Genomic DNA, 23502 nt, shown 5'->3' on the forward strand with positions numbered 1-23502 from the left:
CCATTACTAATTAATTATAAAATGATTTAATTCTTAAGATTATGAAAAAAGAACCAGGTAGACCGACTCAATTGATTACAAAAAAGTTCGCTAAGGATTTGCATCTGAACTTTATGAAATACAGAGCCGGCATTATTGCGAAGTACATTAAAAAAGAAGATGCAAACGCTGTTTGGTTTTCTGTAGAAGAACTCGAAAACTATATCCATTATATCAAAACCAAAGGCGATAAAACAGGATACGACGTTACCGGAATCCGTTTTTACTTTGGCGTATATCCTGAAGAGAGAAAATATGCTGAAAAAGCCGGTTTAATGACGTTATTTTTGACAGCAACAGGTAAAAAAATAAAAACCAATACCACAAATACAGTTGGGATACAAACCTTTGCATTGGTTCGTGAAGATGATAATGCAGATATTTCGACTATCGAACCTATGAATTATGGCAGCATTGGAAGACCGCCTGCATTATTATACTAAAAAATTATGTTTGAATTTTTAAGATTTTATATTGTTTATTTAGCTCTGTTCTCAGGAATTATAGGATTGATTTCACTACATAAGCTCCCGAGTAAAAGAGCTAAATTTTTAGTTGCTTTAATTTGGTTTTCTGCTTTGACAGAAGTAGTTGGCTATCATTTTACAGAGTGGACAGGCGTATTAAATTATTATATATTCAATTTTTATATGTTCGTTAGCTTTTGTTCTTATATCCTCCTTTTGCGGAGTTTACTGGTAAAAATCAATTACAGGGCAACAGCAGTATTATGTTTGGTATTGTTTATTTCGTCATTTGTCCTGAATATTTTTTATTACAGGCAAGATGTAAATCATTCGTTCATTTATAGTTTTGCCATTGGCGTTCTGACGGTTATGGTATTATCTTGTTTATATTTGATAGAAATTTTTAATTCAGACCAAATTTTAAATTTTAAAAAATCAGTGTTTTTTTGGTACATCTTAGGTATTTTAATATTTCATGTACCGTTTTTACCTTTTATGCTTGCCATAAAATGGTTTTTAATCAAACAAGACGAATCAGTATTTAGTCTGGTATTGTTTTTATTGAATTTTCTAACGCATAGCTGTTTTATTATTGGGTTTTTATGGAGCGAAAAGAAATACAATTATTAGTCATTTCATTAGGTATTGTTTTTTTTACTTTACTGATCATCTTACTTGTGATCTTCTTTTATTTTTTAAAGAAAAAAAACACGTATCTGGTTGAAAAGATGGAATCTGAATTGTATTTCCAATCGGAATTAATAAAAACAAGAATCGAAATTAAAGATCAGACTTTAAGCGAAATTAGTAAAGAGCTTCATGATAATATTGGCCAGATTGTGTCTGTAGGTATTATGCAGCTCAATATGTATATCAATAGCGGAAATCCTGTTTATAAAACCGAACTCACAGATCTTAAACAAATACTCGCCAAATCACTGGACGAAATCAGGATTTTATCCCGAATCATTAACAAAGATAACTTACTTCAAACCAATTTCATAGAAGCGATAAAACAAGATCTTGAACGTATAAAAAAACTAAAAAATATACAATATAATTATACCTTTACAGGAGAAATACCCAACATTAGCGAAGAGCATGATTTGTTTATTTACCGCATTTTTCAGGAAGCATTACACAACAGTTTAAAGTATTCTCACAGCGATTTGTTCGAAGTAAATATTACCACCACAAATGCTGTTTTTTATTTAGAAATGAAAGATTTTGGAATTGGCTATGATGTCTCCAAAACAAATTCAGGATCCGGATTAAATAATATGAAGTTAAGAGCCAAGTTAATTGGCGCTTTATTGATTATGAAATCAGATTCATCAGGAACAACTGTAACTTTAGAATACCCCTTAACCCCATACGATGAAACCTAAAGAAAAAAATCGAATTATTATTGTAGATGATCACCAGCTTTTTTCTCAGTCATTAGAGCTCCTTATTAACAGTTTTAAGGATTTTGAGGTGATCCATCATTTTGAAAACGGTAAAACTTTTATCTCTTATTTACAGGAAAATATTGATACAGACGCAGATTTAATTTTATTAGATGTGAATATGCCTGTTTTAGATGGTGTTAGTACCATGAAATGGATTAAAGAAAACCGACCTTCTTTAAAAGTCATTGCATTATCTGTAAATGACGATGAAGAAATTATTATAAAAATGCTGGCTAACGGAGCAAAAGGCTATCTGCTGAAAGATACTTCTCCCGAAATTTTTAAAGATGCTATTGTATCTGTTATCGAAAAAGGTTTCTATTTTACTGAACTGGTTTCCGGAATGCTGGTCAAAAAAGCCAATAATGATTCTAAAAAAATAAGTTTAAAGGAAAAAGAAATCGTTTTTATAAAACATGCCTGCACAGAGAAAACATATAAAGAAATTGCCTCAGAAATGTGTTTGAGCCCCAAAACAATTGACGGTTACCGGGAATGTTTGTTTGATAAACTCGAAATAAAAACCCGTATTGGTTTAGTACTTTATGCTATTAAAAATAAAATTGTCCTGGTTTAATAAAAGCCAGGACAATTTTATTTCTGTAATATTGATTTGAAATCTAATATGTGATGGCGGCAAAAATGGGATACTCCTTAATTTTTTCTCTTCCGTTTAGAAAAGTCAGTTCCATCAAAAAATTGCATTGCACAATCTCACCACCTAATTTTTCTACCAGCTCGCAAACTGCTTTTGCTGTTCCGCCTGTTGCCAGAACATCATCATGAATCAAAACGCGATCTCCTTTTTTAATCGCATCTGTATGCATTTCCAGTCTATCTGTTCCGTATTCAAGCGCGTATGATGCTGAGATGATGTCATAAGGCAGCTTTTTAGGCTTTCTCACCGGAATAAAGCCTGCGTTTAATTCCTGAGCCAACAACATTCCGAAGAAAAAACCACGACTTTCTGCTCCTACTACTTTGTCAATTTTTTGTCCTTTTAAAGATTCTGCTAAAATTTTAAGGCATTCTGTTCTCGCAAGTGGGTCATTTAAGAGCGGCGTGATATCTTTAAACAAAATTCCTTCTTTAGGAAAGTCCTGAATATCACGTATATAATTTTCAATCTTCATTTTTTTTTAATTTTATGTTATTTTATGCTTGTATATCTCACATTTATGCCTATCTTTGCACCCGCAATAAGCAATCAACAAAGCTACAAAAAATAGCTGAATTGATAACAAAAAGGCCTCGTGGCGCAACTGAATAGCGCATCTGATTACGGCTCAGAAGGTTACTGGTTTGAATCCAGTCGAGGTCACCACACAGCCAAAAGGCGCCAATTGAAGACAATTGACGCCTTATTTTGCATAAAAAAATTTTAATCAATAGATTGGTGATTTTTTTGTTTTCGTTTCCTTTTTTTATAAGACATAACAACCGGAAATACTTTATTTTTTGCATCGCCTGTAAATTAGAAATACAACAATTGAATTCAATTTTACATTTCTCCAACGCAAAATAGGGCCTGCAGCCCTAGCCCCGATAGCAGTGAAAATCCTTTTGTGCCGGGGTTCGGCACAAAAGATTGGAACGTATAGCGGGAAAAAGCTCCAAAAAAATAATATCAAACCTAAAAACCCAGTGATCAGCATCAGATACAACAAAAAATTACCACAAGCACCACCGTAATTCTCAAAACCCGATCAAAGCCCCAAAAACCACAGCCAAAAACAGCAGGCCCCTATGACCCGCAGCACCCTTAAAAGGAACCCCAAAGCGGACCCAAAGACATAAGGGGGAAGGACATAGAAAAGGACCTTATAGAGAATGACCCTTTAAAGGGGTATTTTAAAAAAGAGCCAATGACTTAAAATAAGTCAATTGGCTCTTGAATGAAACAGTTACTAAATTACAAAAATAAAAAGGTATTGCAGGGGTTCAAAAGTGTTTAGTTTAAGAAAAACAATATCCTTACGGATTTAAGGTTTTAAATCAACTCTGGCTTTTATTTAATCAAAGCGATACGCTTTTATGCTGTGGATTACAGCAAAACAATAGTGATGGTCAAGCCTTATTAGCCCCGATTGCTTCGCCAGTCCGCTTCGCTCGTGTGCAGTGAAATCCTTTTGTGCCGGGGTTCGGCACATAGATTGGAACATATAGCGTGAAGGCCTCCTAAGAAGACAGCAATATTTTTGCGGCATCAAAAGAAAGATACCCAAATGTTCGATTATTTAAATTAATTTAATTTCTATACTTTTTAGACAGGTCTTTCCTTTTATTTTATGTGCTAGATAACATTTATAGCTTTTATCAATCTTTATCTCTTCCAAAAAATATATCTCTTTTTCTACACTGGCAGATTTTTCCAGAATTTCGAATGACTGTAGATTAATATTTAACCCTTTCTCAGCGGCTTTTATGACAGCTTCTTTTTGGGTCCAATAATCAAAAAAAGCCTCTTGTGCATTATTTGAAAAAACAATATCATTCCATTGGCAATCACTCATGTTACCTTTGAAATTGCCCAACTCAATTTGGTATATCTTTTCTATATCAATTCCCAGTTGCGTTTTATCTGTAATGGCACAAACAGCAATTTCAGCGGAATGGGAAATATTAAAGTAGACTGGATTTCCTTTAAAATAAGGTTTATTATATTGATTGTATAATATATCATGAGCATCCAAATTTAAGTGATACTGCTTTTTAACAGCAGTAAACAGCAAAGACATTCCTAAGACTGATAACTGTACATCCTGCCATTTTGCACGTTTTTTTAATCTTTCCCTAAAAGCAAAAGGCAGTTTGGGCAGTTCCTTTTTTAATAACTTTTCGTGATTTTCTCCAGACAAATAGCAGTAATATATATAAATCAAAATTGAATTTTAAAGAATTAATCGATCATTTGAACGTGGGACAAAAAAAGAAAAAAGGAACAACAAAAATGTATTGTTCCTTTCCGATCACTTTTATCATTTAAAATACACCCATAAATTCCAAATACGGAGTCATTAATTTTTTATCAAAAACCGGTGGTGTCAAATCTGCATCTGCCAGGAACTGCCTGGTGTTGCTTCTGTCGTAATAATAGGTGTTTTCATACGCCTCTACCAATGATTTGCCTTCATGAACATCTTGGGTAAACAAACTCAGCAGGGGATAAATTGGCAGATTCTTGTCGTGTTTCCATTGGTTCAGCCATTGGTGATACTCCATTCCTTGTAAATCAGTATTATAATACTCATTCATTTTAGAACAAAAATCAGTCAATGAAACATCATTTTCAGCCAACGGTGAAAGATGAAAATTGAGTCCTACAGCATCTTTGTTTTTACTGATATGCGTAATTGCTTTACACATATAATCTACCGTAGTAAGCTCATCTTTTAATCCCATTACCAGGGGAAATGATTTTAACTGGACACAGCTCCGTATCAAAGCTCCCCACCACTGGTTCATAACCGTAGCTCCTGAGGTGCTGTGACAAACTGCAAATCCTAACCTGAAATTGATAATAGGCAGTCCTTTTGCCCGGGCTTTTTCAGCAATGCTTTCCATTACCCATTTACTTTTGATATATCCCAAATCGCGCGACACAGCCTCCATGTTTTGATCAATGCCATCATCTTCATACATCCATGTTTTTTTTGTAAAAGGCCTTCCCCAGCTAAAAACTCCCATGGAGGATAATAAAATCAAATATTTGATTTTATTTGTAACTGCAAGATCAATCACATTATGCAGACCATCAATATTTGATTTTTTAATTAACTCATATGGCTGTACATAACTCACAGAACTTCCTGAATGATATATAACCTGAATCTGCTCGGTAAGAAACTGATAATCAACAGCATTCATTCCAAAATTCGGCAGGGATAAATCACCGGTAAGAGCTATGACTTTACTATCATAATCTGACAGCCATGATAATTTAAATTTCTCAAAAGTTTGCTTAATGCGCTCCAATCCCCTTTCGGGTGAAACCGCACGTACCAGACAGTATATCCTCGCTCTTGTATGCTGCAACAGCTCTTCCAGTAGATGTGAACCCACAAAACCCGTAACTCCGGTTAAAAAAATACGCTCCGGATTTGTTAAAGCCTCCGCATCTGGAAGTTCTTTTATATCAAAATCAATATGCAGTTCTGAATCCCGAACCAATTCATCGATCATCAATTGTGCTTTGTTTTTCTGAGAAATTTCAGTGTCCTGCATCCTTTTTTCGACTTCTTTTACCAATGATGAAATGGTCGTGAAAATATAAAGTTCAGGAAGACTGATTAGGTTTCTCACAGGTTCAGGAAGCAGGACGTGAAGCTGTGCCAGCAGTAACGAATGTCCGCCAAGATCAAAAAAATCATCTTGATCTTTAATTTCTTCTACAGATAGCAATTCTTTCCATATATGTTTTACAATCTCTGAAAGATTGTCATCTTTCCATTTGGGAACTGCATTATTCTTATTTTTACTTTCTGGAATTTCCAGCAGTAATTTATCAATTTTTCCGGCATGCGTCAACGGCATTTTATCGACCACAACAATTTTATCCGGCAGCATATATGCCGGCATTACCTGCTGCAGTTTTGCCCTGATATTTTGCAGCGATTGCCCATCTTCTTCATTGGCAGATAGTAATTGAACAAAGGCCACCAAGACCGGAAGCCCGTTTTCTTTTTTCTGAACCTTAATTGCTGCTTTAGAAATCTGAGGCAGCTTTGCCATATTGTGTTCAATTTCTGCAAGTTCAATTCTGTAACCTCTTATTTTTACCTGATCGTCTTTTCGGCCGTAAAATTCCAGATTTCCATCGGGTCTTTTTAAAACCAAATCTCCTGTTTTATAGAGAATTTCATATCCATTTAAATCTTCCAGCAGCCACTGAGGAGCTTTTATAAAAGCCTTCTGAGTATCTTCGGGCCTGTTAAGATATCCCAAAGCCAGCTGAGAACCGCCGATATAAAGTTCTCCTATGATTCCGTTTTCAACAGGTTTTAAATTTTCATCCAAAACAAATAAATGTGCAAGCGGCATTGCAGTGCCGATAATTCTTGGATTGGTTTCTGCTTTAAATTTGTAATTTGTTACAGCGACAGTGGCTTCTGTTGGCCCGTAACTATTGATCAGATTAATTCTTTTGTACCATTTTTTAACTGTGTTTTCACTACAGGCTTCACCTCCAATGGCTATGGTTTTTAAATCTCCAAATGGTTTATTTAAAGGAAGGGAAGACAAAACCATAGGAGGCAATAACGGAATTGTATCGATTTCATTTTTAACAATATAATCTAAAAGAGGCTCACCCACAATTTTATTGTTAGGGTATAAATAGACGCTCGCGCCTTTAATTAAAGGGGTCCAGATATCGATTATCGCAGCATCAAAACTCGGAGAAGAAAATTGTAATGTTTTATTTTCTGACGACAGACCCAAAACTTTTGATTGTGCTTTTATAAAATTATAAAATGACTGATGCCCAACAGCGACCCCTTTTGGCAATCCTGTACTGCCCGAAGTATAAATAATGTAGGCTGGGTTTTCAGGTAAAATATCGACATCGGTACCTTGTATGCTTATCTTTTTATAATCTTCATTTTTAAATAAAAAATCTAATGCAATACTCTGGCTACTGTCGTTGTACACTTTGGCTAAATACAGCTCGACAGTTAACATTAAATCAATATTGGCATCTTGGATCATCATCTGTATACGTGCCTGCGGTAGTTCGCCATCAATTGGCAAATATGCTGCGCCGGTTTTTAAAACAGCTAAAAAAGCAATAATTCTGATGGTAGACTGCCCAATGCAGACTCCAACAATTCCGCCTGGCTCAACCCCCTGGCTTTTTAAATAATGAGCCAGCTGATTAGACTGTTCATGGAGTTCTTTGTAAGTAATACTTTCTTGTTCATAAATCAAAGCCAGCTTTTCGGGGCATTTTTTAGCTGTCTGTTCAAGCTTCCTTACTACATTTTTTGAAAGTTTTTCAAAATTACTACTAAAAAAAAAGCCTTGATTCTCATTCTTTTCTTCATGCATTCCCTTGTTCATAGTGATTTGATTTTACGTTAAACACTTATTTTATTAAAAACTTAACAATCAATTATTTATAAAATTTTAACATTAAAAAACATACGATAAAAATAGCTAAAAAATCTTACATTATATAAAATAAATACTAAATTAACAGTGGATACCTTTTTTTTCCACTAAAAGTTAAGACGGTATTTTAGAAATATTTAACAAGTCAAAGTTTTGTAGCAGAATCGTGTCACTAAGTATTTTGAACAACTAAAAATTCAGAAAATAAGACCTGCAGGATTTAGGTTCGAATATTTATAACTCATAGCAAAAAAAATAGATAAATTTTACAGCAATCCCCAACAGGACATCCAAACCAATTTATTTATGCCGTTGAAAGACAGCCATTACCAATAGAACGCCAATCTCTTCAGATCTTCGATGAAATTTATAGAAATCTGCCCGTTAAGGTCACAAAAAAGCCAGCAGGTGCCAATTGAAGACAATTGGAACCTTATTTTACTTAGAAAACTATTAATCAATACATTAATTATTTTTTTTGTTTTCGTTTCCGTTTTATTAGACCTAAAAAAAAAATTCCAGACATAAAAAACGGATTAAGCATTTAACATGATCAAATAAATATAAAACATAAAAAAAAGAGCCGGGTACTTAAAATAATAAGTACAATCGGCTCTTCCATGAAACAGTCCCTAAGTTACAAATAAATTTGATTGATTCAGCTAGAAGCAGTAGATAATAAATGTAATATTTCTTCTTTTAAGTCAGCTTTACCTATAAAAAATCACGAGTCAACTAACGCTATTTTTTGCTTTTCGCTTTATTCTTATTTTCCTCAATTTTCCTCGCTACATCTCTTTCAACCTGATCAAGGCTAAAACTTGCAGGCGGCTGGCTTGGCGGGTACTCAACGAAAGTTTCCAGGAATTTTGCAGCATGAATTGTCATATCGGCCATTATATAGGAATTTTTAACCCTAAAATCATCGTACTGGTCAGAGGAAATATCGGCCCTCTCGTAGGGATCCATTCTCAGATTAAAAATCTTGGGTACGCGATAGGTCGTAAATGGCTCGTACCAGACCTGAAATCCTCCGGGCTGCTTCTGTTCGCGATAAACGGCCTTCCAGTTCCCTACCCTGTAGGCCACAATCTCGGCATCATCGTTAAAATACGCAAATTCAGTCCTGTTCCCCTTTGGCTGTTTTCCAGTCAGATAATCCAATTGGTTATATCCATCAAGATGAACCTTAAATTGTTTGCCTCCAACAGCAGTCCCTTTGAGTAAGCGGTCTTTTATAGTGGTGTCACCAGCTGCTGCCAGCAGGGTTGGAAACCAGTCCAGAGCTGAGAATATTTCGTTTGATACGGATCTCTCCTGAATATTTCCCGGCCAGCGGATAAATGCCGGCACACGGAAGGCACCTTCCCAATTGGTATCTTTCTCACTCCTGAAAGGAGTTGTCGCGGCATCGGGCCAAGAAAATTGATTGGGCCCGTTATCTGTTGTAAAAATTACGATTGTATTCTCTGCTATGCCCAGATCATCCAGCGCCTGCATTAATTTGCCAACATTCATATCCATTTCAATCATACCATCGGCATATTCATTGCCTGCCATTCCGCTCTGTCCTTTCATCGATTCGCGAACATGGGTAAAAACATGCATTCTTGTAAAATTCATCCAGGTGAAAAAGGGTTTTCCATCCTGTTTTTGTTTTTTGATAAACTCTATACACGCAGAAGTTGTCTCATCATCAATGGTTTCCATTCTTTTTCTGGTAAGCGGCCCCGTATCTTCTATTTTCCCATTAGCAAAAGTGTGCAATACCCCGCGCGGACTATTGGCTTTCACAAACCCAGGGTCTTTCTCCGTTGGCCAGTACGGTCTTTCGGGCTCTTCCTCTGCATTTAAATGGTAGAGGTTTCCAAAGAATTCATCAAAACCATGGTTGGTCGGCAGGTATTCGTCGCGGTCACCCAAATGGTTCTTGCCAAATTGCCCCGTTGCATAACCCAGCGGCTTCAAGGCCTGTGCTATGGTTACATCGCGGTCCTGCAGACCTACGGCAACACCCGGGATACCTACTTTGGACAATCCTGTACGCTTCGGGGTCTGGCCTGTGATAAGGGAAGACCTACCGGCAGTACAGCTGTTCTCGGCATAATAGTCGGTAAACATCATTCCCTGGCTGGCGAGTTTATCCAAATTAGGCGTTTTATAGCCTACCAGACCAAAAGAATAAGCGCTGATGTTGGTCTGGCCTACGTCATCTCCGAAAATAATTAAAATATTTGGTTTTGATTTACTGCCTTGCGCAAGGCAATTTGACAAAACTGTTGAAGAAAGTAAAACTGTGAAGAAAAATTTTAAAAATATTTCATCCTTGATAAATTGTCTTCTAAATTCCATAATAGATGATTTTGGGTTTGTATTGAGATGATATAAACTATAAGAAATTTTCTATATAAAATTATTGTATATAATAATTACTATAATGGCTACAGGCAAAAAATGCGTTTCATATTATAATATGAAACGCATTTCTCTATAATGAAACGATCAAACTCACTTAAATGATTCAAATTCTATGGAAAATGATCTGCTTGATATATTTATTTTCTTAGTACATTGAATTTTAGTGGCTAATCTTCTCTCATGTAAAAAGTTGAAAATTTAGCATTTGATCAAAAAAAAATGGATAACTGGTTTCACAAATCAGTTATCCATACAAAACAGGCTGTATGGACAGCCCTAGCCCCGATAGCAGTGGAAATCCTTTTGTGCCGGGGTTCGGCACAAAAGATTGGAACGGATAGCGGGAAAAAGCTCCAAAAAAATAACATTAAAACTAAAAAAATATTAAATACAATCGTCGATGCTAATCATCCCAATTAGATTCACCAACAATTCACAATACCCTATCTAAATACCTGATTACCTGATAAAAAAATAAAATAAAAAATTTCCATACAACCAAAAATTACGATCATGAAGACCGTAATTCCCAAAACCAAATCAAAGACCTAAAAGCCGCAGCCAAAAACACCCAGCCCCTATGACCCGCCGAACCCTTATAAGAAACCCCAAAACGGCCCCAAAGACATAACCTGCAAGGACATAGAAAAGGACCTTATGGATAATGACCCTTCAAAGGGGGATATGGATATTCAAAAGAGCGATGAGGCTGAAAATGATTCCTTTGAGACCATAGACCCCGAAAACGATAATCCGGTCAGGAGGGAATTTGAAATTGGGCAGCTTGGCCGCGAGGAGCTAAAAGAAGATGAACGCGCCAGGGATGAATCAACTCATGGTGCACCGCGCAATACTAAACCTTCTGGGCGAAAATTCTAATGTACTGAGATCAAGGTAATGTAATAGGATTAAATAAGCCAGCGAGAGTAGATAATGCCAATGAAATTACATAATAGCTAAAGGCATCAAAAAAAATCCCCGCCTGTAAATTATATAACACCATAAAGGCAATAATCCCCTACTTTTACCCGTTACAATCCAGCAGCAAAAACAGCGCATAAACGCAAGAGCATATCAGTACCTGCCGCTGTAAAGGAGATTACACGAAATGAAGAAGTTTGAAATAAAAAATGCAGAAGCTAACCAATGGCTGGTATCCCACAACGAGGTGCCGAAATTCACCTGCTGCTTTGAGGATAAAAGGTTTAACTATGAAAGGACCATCACGGGGCTTTGCAATCCCACAGGCGATCCTAAAGAAGTGCAGCTATTGCAGAGAATGGAAAAATGGCTAAAACAGTATCATAAGGAAAAAATAAACGGATGATACCGGAAAATCAAACAGCGGTATTAAATTCTGTAAATACTTTTTTATAATTACTCCATACTGGATTTATAGTATTGCATACCCATTCCAATTACACAATCAATTATAGCTATTGCAAGGATAAAGTCCGAATTAAAATATGCAGGGAGAAAAGCGGATTATTTAATCCTTGTGAGATATATTCTTTTCCGAAACAAAAAATAAACTTATAACCGGTCTTAGTAAAGCTTTTGCCCAGTGCAGAAGGAACACTTTTTTGAGCACCAGCACAAAGCCGGCAAAAGAACTGGGCTTCTGCACATAGAGGTCCGCCCCCTTATCAAAGGTATCTTCAATATCTGCGGGATGATCCCAGGTGGAGAGCATAACGGTGGGAATATCACGAAGGTCTTTATCGTTCTTTATTTCTTCCAGCGCCTTTTTGCCCCCTTTAACGGGCATATTGACATCGATAAAAATAATATCCGGATCGCTCTGGGACTCATCCCTGAGGTTATCGAGGAGCTCCTGCCCGTTCTCTACGGTAGTTACCTCAGAGGCAATCTGCGCTTCATCCAGGGCATCGATAAATAATTCCTGGTCTTCTTTATCATCCTCGGCCAGCAGAATTTTTACCGGCTCTTTTTCTTCTGAGTCATTAGTGGTTAGGGCTGGATTTTCAGAACTTATCATCTTGAAGGGCGGTTAGAATTGTCAAAAATACTATATATTTTATAATAAAATCTGCTGCAAATCAATAATCTTAAAATCAGTAACAAATTTAGATATAAAGCGCAGTGGCAAATAATAAATGGGCGGCAATTTTGCCAACAAACAAAAGGACTGGGGATTTTTTTTATTCCTGTGGGAAAGATCATTGACTCGACAGGAGATACCACAACGGCTGGGAATAGTAATGACAGCCTTTTGATAATGACAAGCCCGTTATTGGGGTTCCATAAGAGGCTTGGCACATTAATAGTTATTTATTGCCTTGAGTGATGATGGTCTTAATCTGTTATTCAAGCGCCTGCTCCCTTCTGCATTCCAATTCAAAAAAAAGAAAAAACATTTTTGAAAAATAGTTCGATTTAATAAATTCGCAGACTAAATTTTGGAAATATGAATATGAGAATTATAGGTTCCGGCAGTTGTATTCCCGAAATCAAAGTCTCTAATAAATATTTTGAGAACCACCTTTTTTTAGATGAAAATGGCAGGTCTTTGAATTATTCCAGAGAACGCATTATCGAGAAATTTACTGCCATTACAGGAATTGAGGAGCGCCGTTATGCGCCCGGGCATTATGCTGCATCAGACCTGGCTTTTATAGCCGCCCAAAAGGCTATTGATAGCGCCGGAATTGACCCCGAGAGTATCAACTACATTATAGTGGCACATAATTTTGGGGATGTGCGTTATAATACCATACAGTCCGATATGCTGCCCAGCTTGGCCTCCCGGGTCAAAAACAAGTTAAATATTCAAAATTCCTCATGTATTGCTCTGGATATCATTTTTGGATGCCCGGGCTGGATTCAGGGCATGATTCATGCCAACGCCTATATGCAGGCGGGGATAGCCAAAAGATGCCTGGTTATCGGCGCCGAATGCCTTTCGCGTGTTGTAGACAAACACGACAGGGATTCCATGATATACGCAGATGGCGCCGGGGCGGCAATTGTTGAATTATCAGACACCCATAAAGGTTTACTCTCTCATCACAGTGCGAGTTTTACCCTTGAACAGGCAGGTTATCTCTACTTTGGCAGCTCGTTTGATCCCGCCCAAGATCAGGATGTAAGATACATCAAGATGCATGGAAGAAAAATATATGAATTCGCACTAAACCAAGTGCCCCAGGCAATGAAAAGATGCATTGACAAGGCAGGAATTCAGATCGATCAGATCAAAAAGATATTAATACATCAGGCCAATGAAAAGATGGATGAGGCCATCGTCAGCAGGTTTTATAAGCTGTATGGAAAAACACCTCCGAAAGATGTTATGCCCATGATTATTAAATTTCTGGGAAACAGCAGCGTGGCAACAATCCCTACGCTGTATGATTTAATTTCAAAAGGGGAACTGCCCGGACATGAAATAAAAACCGGAGATATCATTTTATTTGCGTCTGTTGGTGCAGGGATGAATATTAATGCCTTTGTTTACAAAGTTTAAGCAGTTTTATAGCGGGAAACTGATCCCCGGTACAAACAAAAAAGGCACCTCGTTAGAGGTGCCTTTAAAAGCTCACTGTGATAGTATATTATGCTACAACTACGTTTACTGCGTTTGGACCTTTACGGCCTTCTTCTACGTCGTATCTTACTGCATCGTTTTGAGCGATGTTTTCTGATAGACCTGAAGCATGAACAAAAACTTCGGCCCCTCCGTTACTTGGAGTTATAAATCCGAACCCTTTTTCTTCATTGAAAAATTTTACTGTACCTTCTTGCATTTTAATGTATTTAAGGGCGTAAAGGTAGCTTTATTAAACCAGAACTGACTGGATTTGAGTTTTTTATTTTATTTAATATAAATTCAGGTATTCCAAAACAAAAAAGCTACAGATTTTCCCTGATACTTCTGCTGTCTGAGCAGCAGCCCTAGCCCCGATAGAAGTGAAAATCCTTTTGTGCCGGTGTTCGGCACAAAAGATTGCAACGGATAGCGGGATAAAGCTCCTGAAAAATAATATTAAACCTAAAAAATAACACGAAATACAATTGACCCAGACTGGCCACAAAAGATTGCTTCGCTAGTTCGCTAGGCTCGGGTGCAACATATAGCAGGAAAAAGCTCCTGAAAACAATATTAAACCTAAAAAATAAAACGAAATACAATTGACCCAGACTTGGCACAAAAGAGCTCCAAAAAAAACAGTATTATTTTCCAGGCAGTACTAATTATTTAAATAAATCATTGCTGCTAAACTGTGCTTATCCCCAAAGAGCATTTAAAAAATTCTATTGGAATTATGAAACATTCTTTTATATTTACATAACACACTAAAATTAATTACATCTACTTTCGTTAGAATCTAAACCACCCAACGATGTATGACAATCTATTGCTTTTGAAGGACATTGTGGATAATACCCCCTTGCCCACCGCTGTTTATACAGGGGAAGAATTAAAAATACAACTCGCCAACCCCGCTATGATGCAGGCCTGGGGTAAAGGAGATGATGTAATTGGAAAAAAATATCTTGAAGTACTTCCCGAAATTCAAAACCAGGCTTTTGCGGGCCAAGCCTTGGCCGTGCTCAAAACCGGAACGCCCTTCCACGCCAAGGACAAACAGGTTGATTTAATGGTGGACGGCGCTATGAGAACCTATTATTTCAATTACAGCTTTATCCCTCTTTTTGATAAGCAAGGCGCGGTCTATGCGGTGATGAATACAGGCTCGGATGTGACCGAGCTGCACCTTTCAAAACTGCAGACCCAGAGCGCCGAGCAGAGGCTCAGAATGGCTATTGAATCCTCAGGGATGGGAACCTATGAGATAGACCTTGCCACCAAAAAAATAAAAACCTCTGGAAATTTCAATTCCATCTGGTCTATCGAAGGGGAAATAGCCAACGAAGAGCTCATAGCCAAACTGCACCCGGAGGATCAGGCCCTACGCGAGAAAGCACACCAAAAGGCGCAAAGCACAGGTAAAATGTGCTACGAGGCCCGAATCATAAACGATGACGGATCACTCAAATGGGTGAAGATCAACGGCAGAATTATCACCGACGAAAATGGAACCCCCGGCACCCTTATCGGGATCATACAGGATATCCACGAGCAGAAAGAATTTGAGCAGGAGCTTAAAAAACAAGTGGCCCAAAACACGCAGGAACTCCAGCGCTCCAATGATGACCTTATGCATTTCGCGGGTGTGGTGAGCCATGACCTTAAAGAGCCTGTGCGAAAAATAAAAACCTTCAACAGTCTTCTGAGAAATGAACCGCAGACCCTTTTTAATGAAAATGCACAAAAGTACCTGAGCAAAATAGACCAGTCCGCTCAGAGAATGCAGACGATCATTGAAGGCATCCTTGCCTACTCGACACTGGATAAAAGGTCGCAGCCTGTTGAGAAAATAAACCTTGACCTGGTCATTGAAAATATCAAAACCGATCTGGAACTGATCATAAATGAAAAAGGAGCAATCCTTGTGATAAGTGAGCTTCCCCATATTGAAGGGGCGCCTATCCTTATCCACCAGCTTTTTTACAACCTGATACATAACGCGCTGAAGTTCTCAAAGGCCGATGAGCCGCCGCGGGTGATCATCACTTCTACTATTATAAAGAATCAAGAAGGCATTGAGGTGCTGGAAATAAAAATAAAGGACAACGGCATTGGACTGGACCCTGTTTTTGCCGAGAAGATATTTGATGCCTTTGAAAGGCTGAACTCCAAAGACCAGTTCGAAGGAAACGGGCTCGGCCTTGCGCTGTGCAGAAAAATAGCCAAAAGGCATAATGGTGCTATTACAGCGGCGGGTGAGAAAGATAACGGCGCTGAATTTACAGTGACCCTTCCTTTAAAACAGTCCGATCCTTATCTTTAGCACTTTGCAAACAAATAAATAAACTCAAAAGATTCTTATCGCAAATGTGTTACTGCAAATTGTGAAGTTCAATTTGGCAAACATTTCAGTATACAATCAAAAGTTTTAAGTAGGCATAAAATGGAAGATTATGTTTATGGACAGCCCGCCCCTTGCTTAATTGTATGGGGCGGGTTTATCATTTTAATTTTCAAGAAAATTAAGTGATTTATAAAAAATTCAATGATAAGAAGTGCACCTTTACTATAAATTTTAAAATGCATTTGATACAGTAATTGTACTGGAATATGCATCTCTGCAAGACAAAAAAAGGGCTCCTAAGCAGCCCTAGCCCCGATTGCTTCGCCAGTTCGCTTTGCTCGTGAGAAGTTTAAATCCTTTGTGGCGGGCTTCGCCGCAAAGATTGAATCTTATAGAGGGAAGAGCTCCCAAAAAATAAATACTATAATATTGATAAAAAACAATCGGAACTGACAAAAGAAATATTTATATAAAAGACAGTCTACAGCTCGAGCAGCTCCTGCAGTTAAAAATAAACTGATTTTTAACTGCATAAAAATAGACCGGCCGCCTGTTTTAAAAAATGACGAAGATCACCTGAGAAGGTAATCTTCGTCATTTTTGTTTTTTTTACTTCCCCTTAACTTGCTATGTGATACCTAACACCTTATACATGGAGATGCAAGAACAGAAAAAAAAAGTAGCTCTTATCGTGGCCCATCCTGATGATGAAACCCTATGGGCTGCAGGAATGCTGCTCAGTAATCCCTATTGGGAATGTTTTATTGTCTGCCTTTGCAGAAAATACGACCCTGACAGGGCCCCTAAATTTTATAAAGCGCTCCAAGCGCTGCAATGCACTGGTATCATGGGAAACCTGGACGACGGACCTGACCAGTTACCAAGTGATAAATCAGAAATCGACCGTCTAATACTGCAATTATTACCTGCAGATCACTATGATCTCATCCTTACCCACAATCCGATGGGCGAATATACAAGGCATATCAGGCATGAAGAAACAGGCTGCTCTGTAATAGGCCTGTGGGATGAAGGAAAAATTTCATGTGGTGAGCTTTTGGTATTTGCCTACCAGGACCACAATAAGCAGCATTATCCCCAGGCTATGATGATGGCTGATATCCAGTTACCACTTCCATCTGATATCTGGCAGAGGAAATATGAAATTATGACACGTATATATGGCTTTGCCCCCGATAGCTGGGAAGTCGAAACAACTCCAAAAACAGAAGCATTCTGGAGAGTTTCCAACAAAAAAGACAACCGTAACTGGCTTAAAGAAACAAAATTATGAAAGTACTTGTATTATACGATTATCCGCCCACTCCCGGCGGTCTTGCCACTCAGGGGGACCTGCTCTATAAAGGCCTTCTGGCCAATGGTGTGGAAGCCCATGCGGTCCATGTAGAATCAGCACTTGAAAAACAATGGTACTACGACTGGTTCAAACCTGATGTTGTGGTCGGCACCGGCTACTGGGGGCATACGCCTCAGCTGGTGCTACACCCCAAGAAATTCGGTATCACTGCGGTGCCCTGGCTGGTGGCCGACGGCTATATTGCCAATTACCAAAATGTCCTGAACGGGTTGCCGCTGATACTGGTCACCTCTAACTGGGTAAAGGAAATGTATGTAAGGGATGGCATCAGCGGGGATAATATTGAAGTTCTTCCCGTGGGCTGTGATACCGATGCCTTCAGGCCTTATGCCCAAAATGATCCAAAAGTACTTGCAGCGCGCAAAGCCCTTTCAATAGCACCCGGGGAACAGCTCCTGCTGACCATTGGCGGGGATGCAGCCTCCAAAGGTGCGCGCGAGGTCATGGAAGCCCTGGCTATTGCCGGGAAAGAACTGCCGCCTTGGAAATATGTATGTAAGGTCTGGCCCCAGCCCAGAACTGCCCTTCAGAGCAACCTGGACCAAAAGCTCGCCGAACAGCTCGGGATCAGCAATAACGTGATATTCCAAACCAGTATTATATCCAGAAATTTCATCCCCTACATGTTAAATGCCTGTGATATCTATGCCGCCCCATCAAGGCTCGAAGGATTTGGTATGCCCCAGGTGGAAGCAGGCGCCTGCGGTAAGCCCGTAATCGGTATTAAGGCAATGGGAATGCTCGATACCCTTATAGACAACAAGACTGCCTGCCTGGCGGGTATAGGACAAAAAATAGTAGTCAATGAAGTAACCCTGGGCTGCGAATCAGGCTTTGAGCAAAACAGGCGTTTTGTATTTGAGGAGCCAAGAACGGTGGACTACCGTGCCAATGTAGCGGATATCAAAGATGCCCTTGTCAAATTAATGAATAATAGGGATCTCCGTGAGCAAATGGGAACTGCAGGCCGCGAACGCGCGGTTGAAAACTTCGACTACAGGATTGTGGCAGCGAAATTTATAAAAATCATCAATGAAAGACTCCAAATATATTAAATCCCTCAGCTCATGGACCAAAGAAACTGGATAGAAATAGAACAAGCAAAGAGTGCTGCCTTAGAAGTATTGCTCCATAATGCAAAAGGCCCTTTTGACGGGCTTCCCAGAACTGCCGCATGGGGATATCCCGAGCCTTACACCCGTGATCTGATGATTTGTATCCTTGGGGTTGCCGTATCCAAAAACGAAACCTTAATAAGTGTGATGCGCAAAACCCTGGAGACACTTTCCAAAAATCAGTCCCTAAGAGGCCATATCCCCTCTTTGGTCCATGACCCTGATAATCGCGGAGCAAGTGATACCACCCCATTATTTTTAATGGCAGTGGGTATTTTCAGGCAATTAACAGCTGAAAAGGATTTTCTGAAAGAGGCAGTCCAAAAGGCATTAACCTGGATGGAATACCAGAGCCCTTCCGACGATTACCTTGTGGCACAGCAGCCCACCAGTGACTGGCGGGATGAGCAGTGGGTATTGGGCTTTGGCCTGTATGTTAATACCTTAACCTACAGCTACCTCAAGATACTTGGACACACCCAAAGAGCAATCGGGCTGCAAAACGCAATGGAGCATTTTACCATTACCACCCCTACAAATCCCACGCATCTGCACGAAGGGATGCTGATAAAACAAAAGCCCTATTACGCCCTGTGGTCTTATAAAATATACAACAGCGAACGATTTGACCTGCTGGGCAACAGTCTGGCTGTTCTCTCAGGACTTGCTTCTGAGCAGAGGGCAGATCATATTGTGAAATGGATCGAAAACCAATGTGAGATTATGATACAGAGTAATGATCTGGCCTTAAAACTGGCCCCAAATTTCTTTCCTTATATTCTGCCGGAAGACCCCGACTGGATCCCCAGATATGAGCAGTACAACCTTCCCGGGGATTACCACAATGGAGGTATATGGCCTTTCATTTCAGCCCTTCACATAGCGGCTCTGGTTCGGGCAGGAAAACCTGAACTGGCAAGAGAAAAATTATTCCTGCTAACGGACCTAATTAAAAAATCAAGAAACAAAGACCTCGATTATGGTTTTAATGAATGGTACAAAGCCCAGGATGGCGAGCCTATGGGTCAGGACTGGCAGAGCTGGTCGGCTTCCCTCTACATCTATGCAGTGGCCTGCGTAGAGACCAATACGACCCCTTATTTTGTGGTGTGATTTTTAGCCTTAAAAAATATCATTTTTAAGACAGAGCAGGTGGATGGTCAATAAAGTGTTTCAGATCACTTTCAAATGTGCTGCGCATCATTTGCTGAGTGCCTACCTAAACACATCTTTGCCATAAGAAAATTTCTTAAAAAAATTAATCCCGATACTCATGAAAACAACCATTACAATCCTTGTAATAAACATCTCCCTGATGTTTTGCAGCTGTAATACGGCATCAAAAAAAGACCTGAGCGATGCAAAAGACAATATCAATAAAGCCAATCGAGAGCTGCAGCAGGCTGCAAAAGATTCTACGGACGCAGCGAAGGAAAAAACGATAAGCGAGTGGAAAAATTTTAATGATAAATCCGAAAAAGATGTTAAGGCCTTAAATGAGAAGATCAGGCAGTTTCAAAAAAAAATAACCAAGGCGGATCAAAAAGAAAATTTGAGGTTAAAAAATGAACTGAACCAGATCCACGAAAAGCTTAAAGAAATAAGGGAAAAGCTGCGCGCGCGTAACGCGGAATTCGAAAACGGCATGCTCAAATTTAATGATTCCATTGTATCCAAAAATGAATCTTTCCAAAGGGAATTCAACTACGATATGGATGAACTTGACAAAGCGACCAAAAACCTTTTTAAAAATAATGTGCAATAATCTAAAAAACAACAAATATCATGTCCATACAAACCATTGATCCCAATACCAATACCCTTATCAAAAGTTTTGAAGAAATGACCGATGCAGCCCTTGAAACATCCGTTGCCCAAGCAGCTGAAACTTTCCAGCAATGGAGAAAAACATCCTTTATCCAGCGAATTGACTTAATGCATAAAGTGGCCTCTCTCATGCGTAAAAAAAAGCAGCAGCTCGCCAGTATCATTACCCTTGAAATGGGAAAATTGATCTCTCAGGCAGAAGCCGAGATAGACCTTAGCGCCAATATCATCGATTATTATGCCGATAATGGAGAACAATTCCTCTCTGACAAACACCTTGATCCTGAATATGGCAAAGCCTTTATACGTTATATGCCACTGGGTGTTGTGTTTGCCGTTGAGCCATGGAACTTCCCGTTTTATCAGGTAGCCCGTTTTGCTGGCCCCAATATCATCGCGGGCAATACCGTACTTATCAAACATGCCTCGATTGTTCCCCAGTGTGCCATCGCCATAGAAGAACTATTCAGTGAGGCCGGAGCTCCAAAAGGATTGTACACCAACCTTCTGATCTCCGGAAAAAGGGCTTCACTGCTTGTTTCTGATCAGAGGATCAAAGGAGTTTCCTTAACGGGAAGCGAGGCTGCCGGGGCAAGTCTGGCTGCAGAGGCAGGCCGAAACCTTAAAAAATCGGTTCTCGAACTTGGAGGAAACGATGCCTTTATTGTACTGGAGGATGCCGATATTGAAAAAACAGTAGATTGGGCCATGGTAGGGAGAATCAATAATAACGGACAATGCTGTGTTGCCTCAAAAAGATTTATAGTCCTTGAGGCCGTAGCCGATGAATTCCTTGCCAAATTCACCCAAAGGATGGCCAGCCTGAAAGTAGGAGACCCTATGGACAGAACAACAGACTTAGGCCCATTGTGCAATGAAGAAGCAGCTGTACTACTAGCCGATCAGGTGATGAGATCTGTAGATGCAGGGGCCAAAGTTGTACTGGGAGGCAGTCGCCTGAAACGCGAGGGAGCTTTTATGCAGCCCACTATACTAACAGACCTGAAACCCGGAATGGCCGCTTATGATGAAGAACTCTTTGGACCTGTGGCCTCTTTTTACAGGGTAAAAGATGAGCAGGCCGCCATTGACCTTGCCAATGACAGCCCTTTCGGACTTGGAGGATCTATTTTCACAAGTGACATAGAACGCGGCAAACGCGTGGCAGACCAGATTGATACCGGAATGGTATTTATCAACCACCCTACCTGGACACAGGCAGATCTGCCTTTTGGAGGAACCAAGAGATCAGGCTACGGAAGGGAATTATCTGAACTTGGAATTAATGAATTTGTGAATAAGAAACTCATCCGGGTGAGCGCGCTCTCTGATCCTTTTTGAATTTAACACTCCTTATAAGAAAAATAAATTGCGAATTTTAAAATATACCCTATGAAAACGAATGAAGAATTACAAAAAGACGTACAGGATGCCATTAAATGGGAACCGCTTTTGCATGCCGCGGAAATTGGCGTAATTGTTAAAGACGGCATTGTGACCCTTACGGGAATTGTAGACAATTATTATAAAAAGACAGAAGCCGAAAATGCCGCCAAAAAAGTAGGCGGTGTCAAGGCAGTAGTGGAAAAAATTGAGATACAGGACGCGCGCCACTTTATAAAAAATGATACTGATATTGCTTCAGACCTGGTAAAATCCTTTTCAGAAAACCTACTGCTTCCTCATAATAACCTGACAGTTAAAGTTGAGGACGGCTGGGTTACGCTGGAGGGCCAGCTGGGATGGAATTATCAAAAAGAGCTGGCCAGAAAATCGGCCACTGAACTCAGGGGCGTTAAAGGTGTTATAAACAATATCAGCGTTCAGTCTGAATCCAACAGTGCCATTGAGAAAAAACACGTGGAGAATGCCTTAGCGCGCCATTGGGCCATAAATGCCAAGGATATTACCGTCTCGGTATCCGGAACAACAGTAACCCTTACAGGCGATGTTACCTCGTTATACCAAAAAGAAGAAGCAGCCAGAATTACCTGGAATACCCCCGGAGTTGCTTTTGTGAAAAATGAATTGGCAGTCGATTACGACTATGCCTTTACAGAGTAAAAAATAAAAACTATTTATCTAAACATAAGTACTGAATTACAAAATATCTTCCCTGAATATGCTATGGCATTCAGGGATTTTTTTTACAACAACTTCAATAAATGTAATGAGGGTCACTTCGCGCAATGATATCCATCATTTCTAAAGGCCTAATGATACTGCACCTTTGTATTAGAAATAATGTAAATATTTAAAACTAAAACAAATGAAAAATTATAAAATTTTATTCGCCATTGCCCTATTAGCATCTGCGTTAAGTTCCAATGCACAGATTCAAAAAGGAAACATTCTAATTGGCGGGGATCTGGCAAATGTAAATCTTGGGCTTAACGGACCAAAGATATTCAGCGCAGAAATCACCCCAAAAGTTGCCTTGTTCATAAAAGATAATCTGGCCCTTGGAGGTTATGTTGACTTAGGGCTTGAAACAGCCAAACATTCTGCTACCACAACCAACTACGGTATTGGTGCATTGGGTCGTTACTACCTTGGTAAAGAAAAGGAAATTATAAAACACAGCCGCTTTTTTGGGGAAGCCACTGTAGGTCTTGGAGGAGTTAATGTAAGTGATGGTGACAATACCAACGGACTTAACATCAGTGCAGGTCCTTGATTTGCCTATTTCGTAACCCCAAACATCGGACTTGAATTCCTTTTAAAATACAACTCATTGGTGGGGTTTGGAAGTACACCCTATCAGGGAAATATAAATGCATCGTTTGGTTTTCAAATCTATCT

At 39.2% G+C, this 23502-nt stretch carries 20 protein-coding genes and 1 tRNA gene; 15 read left to right on the plus strand and 6 right to left on the minus strand.

The window, feature by feature from the left end; translation table 11 throughout:
- Positions 1-41 precede the first annotated feature (41 nt).
- The 3 genes from A4F88_RS02545 to A4F88_RS02560 all read left to right on the plus strand — a co-directional run bounded on the left by A4F88_RS02545 (position 42) and on the right by A4F88_RS02560 (position 2534).
- On the plus strand, positions 42-482 hold the full coding sequence (locus tag A4F88_RS02545; RefSeq protein WP_068840957.1) for a hypothetical protein: 441 nt from the start codon (positions 42-44) through the stop codon (positions 480-482).
- Between the two features lie 752 nt (positions 483-1234).
- Positions 1235-1894 (plus strand): sensor histidine kinase, encoded by a 660-nt coding sequence (locus tag A4F88_RS02555; protein ID WP_245179003.1) that lies wholly within the window; start codon positions 1235-1237, stop codon positions 1892-1894.
- Positions 1884-2534 carry a response regulator transcription factor gene (locus A4F88_RS02560; protein WP_068840960.1) on the plus strand — a complete coding sequence of 217 codons (651 nt, stop codon included), beginning with the start codon at positions 1884-1886 and terminating at the stop codon, positions 2532-2534. The genes A4F88_RS02555 and A4F88_RS02560 overlap by 11 nt, the downstream gene beginning before the upstream one ends.
- A gap of 43 nt (positions 2535-2577) precedes the next feature.
- On the opposite strand, the gene A4F88_RS02565 is transcribed toward A4F88_RS02560, so the two are convergent.
- Complete coding sequence (locus tag A4F88_RS02565; protein ID WP_068840961.1) at positions 2578-3090, minus strand: adenine phosphoribosyltransferase; 513 nt, start codon at positions 3088-3090, stop codon at positions 2578-2580.
- Between the two features lie 114 nt (positions 3091-3204).
- On the opposite strand from A4F88_RS02565, the gene A4F88_RS02570 reads away from it, so the two are divergent.
- Positions 3205-3281 (plus strand) — tRNA-Arg (locus A4F88_RS02570).
- Between the two features lie 913 nt (positions 3282-4194).
- Here the strand turns inward: A4F88_RS02570 and A4F88_RS02575 are convergent.
- From A4F88_RS02575 to A4F88_RS02585, 3 genes are all read right to left on the minus strand, one after another.
- Positions 4195-4815 (minus strand): 4'-phosphopantetheinyl transferase family protein, encoded by a 621-nt coding sequence (locus A4F88_RS02575; protein ID WP_245179005.1) that lies wholly within the window; start codon positions 4813-4815, stop codon positions 4195-4197.
- Between the two features lie 124 nt (positions 4816-4939).
- On the minus strand, positions 4940-8014 hold the full coding sequence (locus A4F88_RS02580; protein WP_209442815.1) for a non-ribosomal peptide synthetase: 3075 nt from the start codon (positions 8012-8014) through the stop codon (positions 4940-4942).
- Between the two features lie 792 nt (positions 8015-8806).
- A complete protein-coding gene (locus tag A4F88_RS02585; RefSeq protein ID WP_068840963.1) occupies positions 8807-10417 on the minus strand; it encodes an arylsulfatase in 1611 nt (536 codons plus the stop codon).
- Positions 10418-11140: 723 nt separating this feature from the next.
- Here A4F88_RS02585 and A4F88_RS02595 point away from each other — a divergent pair.
- Entirely contained in the window at positions 11141-11362 is a 222-nt protein-coding gene (locus tag A4F88_RS02595; protein ID WP_068840965.1) for a hypothetical protein, read from the plus strand.
- A 229-nt stretch (positions 11363-11591) separates the two neighbouring features.
- Positions 11592-11810: a hypothetical protein gene (locus A4F88_RS02600; protein ID WP_068840966.1), complete on the plus strand. Its 219-nt coding sequence runs from the start codon at positions 11592-11594 to the stop codon at positions 11808-11810.
- Positions 11811-11972: 162 nt separating this feature from the next.
- On the opposite strand, the gene A4F88_RS02605 is transcribed toward A4F88_RS02600, so the two are convergent.
- Positions 11973-12482 carry a response regulator gene (locus tag A4F88_RS02605; protein WP_068840967.1) on the minus strand — a complete coding sequence of 170 codons (510 nt, stop codon included), beginning with the start codon at positions 12480-12482 and terminating at the stop codon, positions 11973-11975.
- A gap of 429 nt (positions 12483-12911) precedes the next feature.
- On the opposite strand from A4F88_RS02605, the gene A4F88_RS02610 reads away from it, so the two are divergent.
- Entirely contained in the window at positions 12912-13970 is a 1059-nt protein-coding gene (locus A4F88_RS02610; RefSeq protein ID WP_068840968.1) for a 3-oxoacyl-ACP synthase III family protein, read from the plus strand.
- An 88-nt stretch (positions 13971-14058) separates the two neighbouring features.
- Here A4F88_RS02610 and A4F88_RS02615 read toward each other — a convergent pair whose 3' ends face one another.
- Positions 14059-14250, minus strand: a complete 192-nt coding sequence (locus A4F88_RS02615) for a cold-shock protein (RefSeq protein WP_068840969.1) — start codon at positions 14248-14250, stop codon at positions 14059-14061.
- Positions 14251-14847: 597 nt separating this feature from the next.
- Here A4F88_RS02615 and A4F88_RS02620 point away from each other — a divergent pair.
- From A4F88_RS02620 to A4F88_RS02655, 8 genes are all read left to right on the plus strand, one after another.
- On the plus strand, positions 14848-16359 hold the full coding sequence (locus A4F88_RS02620; RefSeq protein ID WP_068840970.1) for an ATP-binding protein: 1512 nt from the start codon (positions 14848-14850) through the stop codon (positions 16357-16359).
- A 673-nt stretch (positions 16360-17032) separates the two neighbouring features.
- On the plus strand, positions 17033-17674 hold the full coding sequence (locus A4F88_RS02625; protein WP_068840971.1) for a PIG-L family deacetylase: 642 nt from the start codon (positions 17033-17035) through the stop codon (positions 17672-17674).
- Entirely contained in the window at positions 17671-18813 is a 1143-nt protein-coding gene (locus A4F88_RS02630) for a glycosyltransferase family 4 protein (protein ID WP_068840972.1), read from the plus strand. Before A4F88_RS02625 ends, A4F88_RS02630 begins: the two co-directional genes overlap by 4 nt.
- 12 nt (positions 18814-18825) lie before the next feature.
- On the plus strand, positions 18826-19986 hold the full coding sequence (locus A4F88_RS02635; protein ID WP_068840973.1) for a glycoside hydrolase 100 family protein: 1161 nt from the start codon (positions 18826-18828) through the stop codon (positions 19984-19986).
- 160 nt (positions 19987-20146) lie between these two features.
- On the plus strand, positions 20147-20638 hold the full coding sequence (locus A4F88_RS02640) for a hypothetical protein (protein WP_143154987.1): 492 nt from the start codon (positions 20147-20149) through the stop codon (positions 20636-20638).
- Between the two features lie 20 nt (positions 20639-20658).
- Positions 20659-22041 (plus strand): NAD-dependent succinate-semialdehyde dehydrogenase, encoded by a 1383-nt coding sequence (locus tag A4F88_RS02645; protein ID WP_068840975.1) that lies wholly within the window; start codon positions 20659-20661, stop codon positions 22039-22041.
- A 51-nt stretch (positions 22042-22092) separates the two neighbouring features.
- On the plus strand, positions 22093-22764 hold the full coding sequence (locus A4F88_RS02650; protein ID WP_068840976.1) for a BON domain-containing protein: 672 nt from the start codon (positions 22093-22095) through the stop codon (positions 22762-22764).
- 205 nt (positions 22765-22969) lie between these two features.
- Positions 22970-23377 (plus strand): hypothetical protein, encoded by a 408-nt coding sequence (locus A4F88_RS02655; protein WP_209442816.1) that lies wholly within the window; start codon positions 22970-22972, stop codon positions 23375-23377.
- The last annotated feature ends 125 nt before the right edge of the window (positions 23378-23502 follow it).

The sequence above is a fragment of the Flavobacterium chilense genome (genome assembly GCF_001602525.1).
Classification (GTDB): Bacteria; Bacteroidota; Bacteroidia; order Flavobacteriales; family Flavobacteriaceae; genus Flavobacterium; species Flavobacterium chilense.